Annotated in this window: 5 protein-coding genes and 1 pseudogene; 3 read left to right on the forward strand and 3 right to left on the reverse strand. The window is 72.4% G+C overall.

Annotation, left to right across the window (positions count from 1 at the left end; genetic code table 11):
- Positions 1 to 727: amidohydrolase family protein (locus DBR36_RS04705; RefSeq protein WP_146185229.1), on the reverse strand; the 727-nt coding region annotated here is incomplete at its 3' end.
- Between the two features lie 173 nt (positions 728 to 900).
- Here DBR36_RS04705 and DBR36_RS04710 point away from each other — a divergent pair.
- Positions 901 to 1530, forward strand: coding sequence for a TetR/AcrR family transcriptional regulator (locus DBR36_RS04710; RefSeq protein ID WP_165801224.1), 630 nt, complete (start codon positions 901 to 903; stop codon positions 1528 to 1530).
- A 7-nt stretch (positions 1531 to 1537) separates the two neighbouring features.
- On the opposite strand, the gene DBR36_RS04715 is transcribed toward DBR36_RS04710, so the two are convergent.
- Together DBR36_RS04715 and DBR36_RS04720 are read right to left on the reverse strand one after the other, a co-directional pair.
- Positions 1538 to 2353: a DUF1206 domain-containing protein gene (locus DBR36_RS04715; RefSeq protein WP_108317791.1), complete on the reverse strand. Its 816-nt coding sequence runs from the start codon at positions 2351 to 2353 to the stop codon at positions 1538 to 1540.
- Between the two features lie 16 nt (positions 2354 to 2369).
- The gene (locus DBR36_RS04720; RefSeq protein ID WP_108317792.1) at positions 2370 to 3050 is read right to left on the reverse strand and encodes a phosphatase PAP2 family protein; all 681 of its coding nucleotides are present in this window, start codon (positions 3048 to 3050) and stop codon (positions 2370 to 2372) included.
- 118 nt (positions 3051 to 3168) lie between these two features.
- On the opposite strand from DBR36_RS04720, the pseudogene DBR36_RS04725 reads away from it, so the two are divergent.
- Together DBR36_RS04725 and DBR36_RS04730 are read left to right on the forward strand one after the other, a co-directional pair.
- Positions 3169 to 4842: pseudogene (locus DBR36_RS04725) on the forward strand (amidase); the annotation flags it as partial.
- Positions 4843 to 5207: 365 nt separating this feature from the next.
- Positions 5208 to 5432, forward strand: a 225-nt coding sequence (locus DBR36_RS04730) for a hypothetical protein (RefSeq protein ID WP_146185230.1), incomplete at its 3' end; no start/stop codon positions are given.

Raw genomic sequence — 5432 nt, forward strand, 5'->3', positions numbered from 1 at the left:
GGGCCAGGTCGACGTCGACGGCGAGACGTCCCGCCCGCGCGGCGGCGATCCAGGTGGGCACGTCGTCGATCTCGGCCCAGGCCTCTTGCGCCCACGCGATGCCCTGCGCGGCGAGGTGCGTCGTGGCCGCGGCGAGCGCGTCGATGTCGTCCGCCCGCGCGGGTCGGGGGGCGTGCGCCAGGACCAGGTCGATCGCGGGGCGCTCGACGAGGGTGCCGGACGGGGAGCCGTCATCGCGGCGGACGATGCGTCCGAGCGGGGGGTCGGGGGTCTCGGCATCCACTCCCCCGGCGCGCAGCGCCGCGGTGTTGACCCAGGCCGTGTGGTAATCCCACGCGTGCAGCACGACGGGGCGGTCGGGGACGGCGGCGTCCAGCCAGCGGGCGTCGAACAGACCGCCGTCCACGATCGTGGCGTCGTAGCTGCCCCCGACGAGCCAGGGGGCGTCCGAGGCCGCGGCCCACGCGCGGACCCGGTCGACGATCTCGGCGACGCTCGTCGCGTCGCGCAGCGCGGGTCCGGTGCGTTCGCGTCCGGCGAGCAGGGGGTGCACGTGCCCGTCGCCGAAGGCGGGGAGCAGCAGGCCTCCGTCGAGGTCGATGTGCTCGGCGTCATCGGGCACGGGATGCCCCGGCTCGGCGACGACCCCGTCGACGACGACGAGACGGTCGACGTCGGACGTCCGCCCGTCGATCCGGATCGTGCCGCCCGTGAAGACGATCGCCATGGAGACCTCCCTGTGCCCGTGCGCTGCGAGAAACATACAACGTAGGTTTCTTGAACGCTACGGCCATCGCGCGCGCGGTCATGAACGCATCGACGACTCGTCACGAGCGTCTTACCTCGCCGAAACACGCCGCCCATCGCGTAGCGTGGTCGCACCCCACCGAAAGGCCCCGCGTGCCCCGGCCGACTCAGCCCAAGCTCTCGCGCGACGCGATCGCGCGCGCCGCCCTCGCCCTCGTCGACCGCGACGGCAGCGAGGGCGCGAGCATCCGGCGCGTGGCCGACCGCCTCAAGGTGCACCCGACGTCGCTGTACAACCACGTCCCCAACCTCGCCGCCCTGGTCGAGGACGTGCGCGCGATCGTGTCGTCGGGCATCGACTCCTCATTCCTGCGCGAGCGCGAGTGGGAGGAGGGGCTGCTGCTGTGGGCGCGGTCGTACCGCGACGCGTTCCGCCTGCACCCGCGCGCCATCCCGCTGCTCATGGGCAATCGCGCCTCGGCACCGCTCCTGATGTCGCAGTACGAGGACTTCACCGTCGCCGCCGAACGCGTGGGCTGGACCAGCGACGACATCCTGCCGCTGCTGACCGCGTTCGAGTCGTTCATCCTCGGCAGCGTGCTCGACGGCAGCGGCCCCGCGGTCATCTTCGACCCCACCGGTCAGGAGCAGGATGTCCCGCGCTTCGCCGCCGCCTACGCCGCGCTCGACGGGCACGACGAAGACGATCCCGTGTCGACCCGCGCCTTCGAGCTGGGCCTGTCGCTGCTCATCGCGGGGGCCCGGCCCCCGGCCTCTCGCTGAGGGGTGCTCACATGCGCGCGTAGCGGGCGCGCGCGAAGCAGAACAGCCCGTAGACCACGAGTCCCGCGCCGACCAGCCACAGGATGAACTGCCCGAACGGCAAGCCCGCGAGCGAGCGCAGGCCCGCGTCGAGCCCGCCGGCCGCGTTCGGGTCGTGAGCGAAGGCGGCGACGAGGAACAGGATGCCCGCGACGCCCACCGCGATGCCCTTGGCGATGTATCCCACCATCCCGAACGTGCGAATGCCGCGCCCAGTGGTGCCGCCGGGGCTCGAGATGTTCTTCATGAACGCCTTGGTGATGCCGCGGACGACGAAGGCGACGCCGATCGCCGTGACGGCGAGACCGATGATCACGAGCACCACCAGGCCCGCGGGCGAGGCCATCAGCTGCGCGCTCAGCGTGCGGGTCTGCTCGCCCGAGTCGGAGCGTCCGCCCATCAGCACGGTCAAGGCGGTGACGCCGATCGCCCCGTAGGCCACGGCGGTGCCGACGTACTTGGCGCGGTGGGCCCAGCGCTTCTTCGTATCGGGATCGCGTTCGGCGACGGCATCCGCGATCTGCCAGACCGCCAGCGCGGCGAGACCGATCACGATCACCCACAGCAGCAGCATGCCCGCCGGCGCGCTCGCGACCTGCTGGACCGCCCCGCTCTGATCGGCGCTGTCACCCCCGGAGCCGGTGGCGATTCCGATCGCGATCGCCCCGATGAGGAGGTGGAGCAGCCCCAGGACGACGTACCCGATCCGCGCCGCGACGCGGAAGGCCGTGGAATCCTGCGCCTTGTCGGCGGCGGCGGAGGCGGAGGAGGCGGCGGAACTCATCCTGGGACGATAGCGCTCAGCCCTCTTGCGCGACCACCCGTTGCGCGCGGCGCACGCGCCACACCTCGATCAGGGCCCACACGAGGGTCGCCACCGCCACCCCCTCGAGGAACCCGGCCGTGACGTCCGAGAGCCAGTGCGCGTGCAGGTACGTGCGACTCCACATCATCAGCACGACCCAGACCGCCCCGGCGGCCCAGATCCACCCGCGGCGGAGGATGAGCGCGAGAGTGATCGCGATGGTGGTCGCCACGGCGGTGTGCCCCGAGGGGAACGACGTCGCCTGGGTCTCGGCGAGCGAGTCGAGGGGGCGGGCGCGGGCGATGACGGCGGCGAGCGGGGCGCCGATCAGGACGACGAGGGCGATGGATGCCGCGACATTCAACGCATCCCACGGGCGTTTGACGAGCAGGAACACGATGGTGGTCGAGATGCCGATGACGATCATGCCGATCGTGCCGCCGACCGTCGCGGGGATCCAGGCGACGATGACCGCCACGGGGTTCGCCAGAGACGCCATGGCGTCGTCCCACCACTGGTCGAGGGCCAGCGGCGCCCCTCCGTCGAGGTCGACCGCCAGGCGCAGCGCGACGAACAGCACGGTGGCGACGACGCCCGTGATCAGGGCCACGGGCCGGCGGTGGTCGACGCGCGGGCGATCGGGCAGCAGTGCGGGCTCGTCGGTGGTGGCATCCATGATCGAATCGTCCCAGCAGCGGCGACCGCGCGGGTAGCGCTTGCCCTCGGGACGCGAGGCACTCCGGCGGGCGAACTGCCTCTCGTCAGGGCAAAACAAACGGTGTAGGTTTCTGCCCATGACACCCGAGGTCCTCTCCGTCGTCGATGCCGATGTCGACCGTCTGCACGCCGCCCTCGAGGCCGGCGAGGTCACCAGCGTCGAGTTGGTCGCGCGCTACCTCAACCGCATCGCGGCGTACGACCGCTCCGGCATCCGCCTGAACGCGGTGCCCGTCCTCGACCCCCGCGCGTTCGCGCAGGCGCGGGCCTCCGACATCCGCCGCGCGCAGGGCCGGTCGCTCGGGGTGCTCGACGGCATCCCCTTCACCGCCAAGGACAGCTACCGCGTGGCGGGGCTGCCCGTGGCATCCGGCTCCCCGGCCTTCCGCGACCTCGTCGCCGGCGATGACGCCTTCGCCATCGAGCGGTTGCGCGCGGCCGGCGCGGTCTTCCTCGGGCTGACGAACATGCCCCCGATGGCCGCGGGCGGCATGCAGCGCGGCGTCTACGGACGCGCCGAGTCGCCCTACAACGGCGACTACCTCTCGTCGGCGTTCGGCTCGGGCTCATCGAACGGATCGGGAACCGCCACCGCCGCGAGCTTCTGCGCCTTCGGTCTGGGCGAAGAGACCTGGTCGTCGGGCCGCGCGCCCGCCTCGCACAACGCCCTCGTCGCCTACACCCCCTCGCGCGGGGTCATCTCGGTGCGCGGCAACTGGCCGCTCGTGCCGACGATGGACGTCGTCGTCCCCCACACCCGCTCGATCGCCGATATGAAGCACGTGCTGGATGCCGTGGTCGCCGACGACCGGCAGACCGAGGGCGATCTGTGGCGCACGCAGCCCTTCATCGCCCTGCCGCGACCGTCCGAGGTGCGCCCCGCGTCGTTCGCCGACCTCGACCCGCTGCCGTTGGCCGGCCTGCGCCTGGCCGTCCCCCGCATCTACGTCAACGGCGACCCCGACAACGCCTCGCCGATCGTCACGCGCGACAGCGTGATGCGCCTGTGGGAGGGGCTGCGTGCCGACCTCGAGGCCGCCGGCGCCGAGGTGGTCGAGACCGACTTCCCCGTCGTCGACCGCTACGAGAAGCTGCACGACGGCGACGAGGACTTCCTCGATCGCGGCTTCGTCTCGCGGGAGTTCCTCGACGACGAGGTCGGCGACCTCGCGGTCTGGGCCATGGACACCTTCCTGCGCACCAACGGCGACCCGCACCTGCCCCGCCTCGCCGACGCCGAAGCCCCGCTGATCTTCCCGCACCCCCCGGGCGCTCTCGCCGATCGCTACGGCATCTGGCACTACGACATCTCGTACGACATCGGCGCCTACGTCGACCGGGCCCGCACGTGGGACCCGGACTGGCGCGACGTCGCGAGCCTCGAGGAGGGCCTGCGCGGACTGGAGCACACCCGCCGCGTCGACTTCGAGCAGTGGATGGATGCCGAGGGCTTCGACGCCGTCGTCTTCCCCACCCAGTCCGACGTCGGGCCCGCCGACGCGGATGTGAACCCCGCCTCGGCCGACATCGCGTGGCGCAACGGCGTGTGGGTCTGCAACGGCAATCTCGTGCCCCGCCACCTCGGCATCCCCACCGTGACCGTGCCGATGGGGACGATGGACGACACCGGGATGCCGGTGGGTCTGACCATCGCCGGGCCCGCGTACAGCGACACCCGGCTCGTGCGGCTGGCCGAGGCCGTCGTCGGCCTGGGCGCCCGCCGCACGACGCCGCCGCGCACCCCCGCCCTGCCCGACGAGGCGCTGTTCGACGCCCCTCGACCGGCCGCCGAGGGAGCGCTCGAGGTCGTCGTCGACGAGGTGATCCGCGAGGACGGACTCGTCCGCTTCGCGGCGACGGTCACCGGCGGCACCGCCCAGGCGCACGTCGCGTACGTCGACGGCGTCCGCGTGGAGGTCGAGCGGGCGGGCGATCGCCTGACGGGTGTGGCCCGCATCGCGCCCGACGCGTACGGTGAGCCCGTGAGCGAGTGGGTCGCCCCCTACGGCCCGCTCGTCGTCGTCGCCGTGCGCGACGCCGCCGGGGCCGTCGCCGGCGCCGTGGGCACGGCATCCGACTCCTCTCTCTGACGCCCGAATCGCCCGAGGAACCCGCCGTGACCGAGACTGCCCCCACCCAGGTCTTCGACTACTTCAGCCAGGTCGACCTGCCCACGCCAACCCTCTCGGACGACGAGGTGAGACGCCTGTTCGCCGAGACGTTCGGCGTCGAGATCGACGTCGACGCGCTCGGCAGCCAGCAGGACCAGAACTTCCGCGTCTTCCGCCGCGGGCAGGTCGAGCCCCTGGGCGTGCTCAAGCTGAGCAACCCGGTGTTCAGC

Source organism: Microbacterium sp. HMWF026 (assembly GCF_003061325.1).
Lineage (GTDB): Bacteria > Actinomycetota > Actinomycetes > Actinomycetales > Microbacteriaceae > Microbacterium > Microbacterium testaceum_E.